General features: G+C 58.6%; 4 protein-coding genes and 3 pseudogenes. 2 read left to right on the top strand and 5 right to left on the bottom strand.

Annotated elements, in window-relative coordinates:
* Both P0D96_RS47525 and P0D96_RS47530 read right to left on the bottom strand, forming a co-directional pair.
* Positions 1 to 120 (bottom strand): annotated as a pseudogene (locus P0D96_RS47525) (ATP-binding protein); the annotation flags it as partial.
* 59 nt (positions 121 to 179) lie between these two features.
* Complete coding sequence (locus P0D96_RS47530) at positions 180 to 911, bottom strand: IS6 family transposase (RefSeq protein ID WP_408321215.1); 732 nt, start codon at positions 909 to 911, stop codon at positions 180 to 182.
* Positions 912 to 1,104: 193 nt separating this feature from the next.
* Here P0D96_RS47530 and P0D96_RS47535 point away from each other — a divergent pair.
* Positions 1,105 to 1,674: pseudogene (locus tag P0D96_RS47535) on the top strand (HAD family hydrolase); the annotation flags it as partial.
* 98 nt (positions 1,675 to 1,772) lie between these two features.
* Here the strand turns inward: P0D96_RS47535 and P0D96_RS47540 are convergent.
* Positions 1,773 to 2,648 carry a lipid A biosynthesis lauroyl acyltransferase gene (locus tag P0D96_RS47540; protein ID WP_408321217.1) on the bottom strand — a complete coding sequence of 292 codons (876 nt, stop codon included), beginning with the start codon at positions 2,646 to 2,648 and terminating at the stop codon, positions 1,773 to 1,775.
* 183 nt (positions 2,649 to 2,831) lie between these two features.
* Positions 2,832 to 3,209, bottom strand: a complete 378-nt coding sequence (locus tag P0D96_RS47545; protein WP_408321219.1) for a hypothetical protein — start codon at positions 3,207 to 3,209, stop codon at positions 2,832 to 2,834.
* 13 nt (positions 3,210 to 3,222) lie between these two features.
* On the opposite strand from P0D96_RS47545, the gene P0D96_RS47550 reads away from it, so the two are divergent.
* The gene (locus P0D96_RS47550; protein WP_408321221.1) at positions 3,223 to 3,450 is read left to right on the top strand and encodes a potassium channel family protein; all 228 of its coding nucleotides are present in this window, start codon (positions 3,223 to 3,225) and stop codon (positions 3,448 to 3,450) included.
* A 90-nt stretch (positions 3,451 to 3,540) separates the two neighbouring features.
* On the opposite strand, the pseudogene P0D96_RS47555 reads toward P0D96_RS47550, so the two are convergent.
* A pseudogene (locus tag P0D96_RS47555) lies at positions 3,541 to 3,828 on the bottom strand (TAXI family TRAP transporter solute-binding subunit); the annotation flags it as partial.

A 3,828-nucleotide genomic window follows, 5' to 3' on the forward strand; every position in this document is an offset into this window, starting at 1 on the left:
TCGCTCCTTCTGTTTGTCGCTGGCTTTGCGGCGCCGGTAGCTTTCGACGTTCAGCTCGAAGATCGTCGAGTGATGGACCAGCCGGTCGATGGCGGCCACCGTCATGCCGGGGTCAGGGAAGGGCTTTGTCAAGTTGACGGCTGTAAACTACCTTTTTGGCCAAAGCGTAGTTATCCTGATTAGATAGTTTTCTGAGATGCGGCAGTGACAGTCCAACCATGCCATGTGACGAAGCGTTCCTGGAGTACGGCACGATGACATGCCGCGTTCATCCGATGTCTGGGCAGCGCGAAGTGCTGCCGGATCGGGCCAAAGCATGAAAGAAACGCTTGCGTGCGACGCGCATCGCGAAAGCCGCACATCTGGCGTTCGCGCCTGCGGGTCGGTTGGTGGCTGTTCTCGGCACGGTTGTTCACACGTGCAGCCGCCTTGACGAAAACGTGCTTTACATGAGCGAGCTCAGGAATGTCAGCCTTCGCCGCCGGATAGCTGCGCAACTGGTCGGTCACGATCTTGCGCGGCACCGGGTTTGAACGCAGCACCCGCCGGAAGAAGCGCTTTGCCGCGGACTTATCGCGCCGCTTTTGCACCAGCACATCGAGCTCAGCACCGTGCTCGTCGACCGCTCGCCACAACAGATACGGCTCGCCGCGCAGCGTCACGAACATCTCGTCCAGATGCCATATGCTGCCCGGCCTGGGCCGCGCCGCTTTGGCGCACCGGGCGAATTCAGCGCCGAATTTGTCGCACCAGCAACGGATCGTTTCGTACGTGATCACGACACCACGCTCGAGCAACAACTCCTCGACGTCGCGCAGGCTCAGGCTAAACCGGAAATACCACCGAACCGCGCAGCTGATGACGACGGCAGGGAAGCGGTGACCGTGATAAAGCGATTTCGTTTTCTTCATCACTTCATTCTACCGCCGCCTCCACATCAACCTGACAGTGCCCGAGCAGGTAAAAGCGGCATCGCCTTCGGCACGGGTTATCCACCGGGCCGCTCGCCTCTCGCTATAGAGAAGCGGGCGGCGGCCCCGTGGTTAACCCTGCGTGATCTCGTTTCAGGACGCCCAGCGTGCCACACGAAAAAAAAACGTTGATCTAAACGATTGGCTTGCCACGGCTAAGCATTCGAGGTTCAACCAACCGTACACGGCGATGGTCTATCAGCCGATGCTGGAACTGGTTGCGTACTTGCGCGCGAATGGCTTTAAAACCTTCATCGTGTCCGGTGGCGGCATCGAATTCATGCGGCCATGGACGGAGAAAATATATGGCATTCCACCCGAGCAGGTAATCGGCAGCAGCGGCAAGACCCGGTTCGAGATGCTCGACGGCAAGCCGGTGCTAATGCGTTTGCCTGAGTTGGGCTTCATTGACGACGGTCCCGGCAAGCCGGTTGGAATCAACCTGCATATTGGCCGCCGTCCCGTTTTCGCCTTCGGCAATTCCGATGGTGACCTGCAGATGCTCCAATGGACCGCTGCCGGTGACGGTGCGCGCTTCATGGGCCTTGTCCATCATACGGACGCGGTGCGCGAATGGGCCTACGACCGGCAGTCGAGCATCGGAAAACTCGACAAGGCGCTCGACGAGGCGGAGGCCAAGGGCTGGACCGTCGTGGACATGAAACAGGACTGGAATGTGGTTTTTCCGTTCGAGAAGAAGTAACGGCATAATGGAATTTGCTTTTAATGTGTCTTTCGCGCATTGCTGCGCAGGCGAATGACCGTAGATGAGAACTCTGCCCGATGACCGACTCGGGCGCGCTAATACACTGGCTCGAGACCTGGAGGTCGGTGCTTGAAGCGCCGATGAACCCAGTAGTACTGGTCCGGAATACGCAGTATCTGCGATTCCAGGAACGCGTTCATTCTGCGGGCATCCTTTTCGTCGCTCATCGAGGGGAAGTCTTCCAGCGACTCGAAGATCGTCAGCTTGTAGCCGCGATAACACGGCAGTACCTCTGTGATGAACGGCACGACCCTCGCCCGCCCAAGTCTCGCGAGGCGGGAAATCGAGGTCAGCGTGCATGTCGGAACGCCGAAGAACGGCACGAACACCGAGTTCTCGACGCCGTGGTCCATGTCCGCCGCTAGCATCACTGGTTTGCCAGATCGCAACAGCGCCACGACTTTTCTTGCGCTCGTCGAACGTTCGATCATCTCCGCGCCGAACCGGCTGCGGCGCTTGCGGGCAAGTTCGCAAAGACGCTCGTTGGACATGCGCGAGTACAGAGCCGCAACGGGCAGGCTCATGGAATAAAGCATGCAGCCGACCTCGATGGCGACGAAATGAAAACCCATGAAGATGGTGGGCGGAGGATGCTCGTCGTGCAGGTCGATGCGGCTATCTATCTGCACGAGATGTTGTATCGACCGCTCGCTGCCGTACCATTGCACGCCGCGTTCAAGGTAGCTCCGCACGACCTGACGAAAATTCTCTTTCGCGAGCATGTCGCAATCAGCCATCGATTTCTCGGGGAAGCACAGACGCAGATTCACCAGGGCAATGCGCTTGCGGCGACTGGGGATCCGATAAAGCAGCGCGCCGAGCGCCGACCCCAGGCGCGCGACGAGCCGATAAGGCAGACACGCGAATAGACGCAACGTCACCACGATCATCGCAAATCCAAAGGCTTTCATGAACGCCTCCAGTCTTCCTTGTCTGGCCGAGTATGAGATCTTTCAACTCGACCGATCAATTGACCTTTAGTTTCATAGAATCGCTACCCAGCGCGAGGAGCCGGGAGATCGTCGCAACGTTGCCCTCGGGCCTCGCTTTTTCAATGCTATGAGTGCAAGATTGCACAGCAACTTTTGCGCCCCCTATCGGGGAAAGGGGCTGTGAAGGAAATCCGAGATGGGTTGATCGACTTGAGCACACGGGCGGATATCGTCAATATGACGATCCTCCTCGCCCTGCTCCTGCTTAACGTGTTCGTCCTCCCGTTCGCCGTTTCGCCGACAAGCGTCTTCGCGCACGTTATGCGGGACCTGCTCCTGTCGTTCATGCTGCTGAGCGGTGCGGTCACAGCACTGGATCGTCGGCGGACGTTCATCGTCATCGCGGCGATTGCGTTCGGCGCGATACATTTTCGCTGGAGCGAATGGGTTCTTCCCTTCGATAAAGGCGGCGGGGCCGTCGTTCTTTACATCATGGTTGGCGTGATCTGGGCCGAAGATTACCAGCTCATTGCCCTGCACACGCCCGGCTCGTTTGTCGCGGGGTCCCAAGACGCGCGCTGCGCGGCCACCCGACTGGATCTACCTCAGCTTCGCCACGCTGACCACCGTTGGCTATGGCGGCATCACGCCGCACGGCCACGCGACGCGATCGCTCGCGATCCTCGAAGCGCTGATCTGCCAGCTCTATCCGACGATTGTCCTGGCGCGGCTCGTGTCCCTGCACGTCGCGGGCAATAGACCCGACACGAACCGCCCATGAGCTTGCGCCTCACTGAACGGGCCTTCTGGCGATCGGCTTGCGCGGCATTGCCGGGTAGACACTGGGTGTCTGCTATAGGCAAGTTTGCTATTACTTCATGTTTCCTGCAATTCGGGAAATCCGATCCCTGACGACACTGATCGCCTGTTTGAGCGCGTAGACATCCTGAAAATAGCGCTGCGGTATCCGTATCTGACTGGCGTGTGCATCGATGTCCTCGATTTCATCGCGCCATTGCGTAATCTGGTCCCGGGTCGGTTGCCTGTTTTTCCATATTTCATCTTCCAGCGATTTGATTTCGCGGTACCAAACCGCGAGCCGTCTCTTGATCCGCCCCTCCACCATGCGCGGCAACGCCTGTAGCAAGCCGAGCATTAC

This window comes from Paraburkholderia sp. RL17-347-BIC-D (genome assembly GCF_046027915.1).
Taxonomy (GTDB): domain Bacteria; phylum Pseudomonadota; class Gammaproteobacteria; order Burkholderiales; family Burkholderiaceae; genus Paraburkholderia.

Excerpts from the sequence above, each read along its gene's own strand:
- P0D96_RS47530 (WP_408321215.1), bottom strand. The coding sequence starts at position 911 with ATGAAGAAAACGAAATCGCTTTATCACGGTCACCGCTTCCCTGCCGTC.
- P0D96_RS47540 (WP_408321217.1), bottom strand. The coding sequence starts at position 2,648 with ATGAAAGCCTTTGGATTTGCGATGATCGTGGTGACGTTGCGTCTATTC.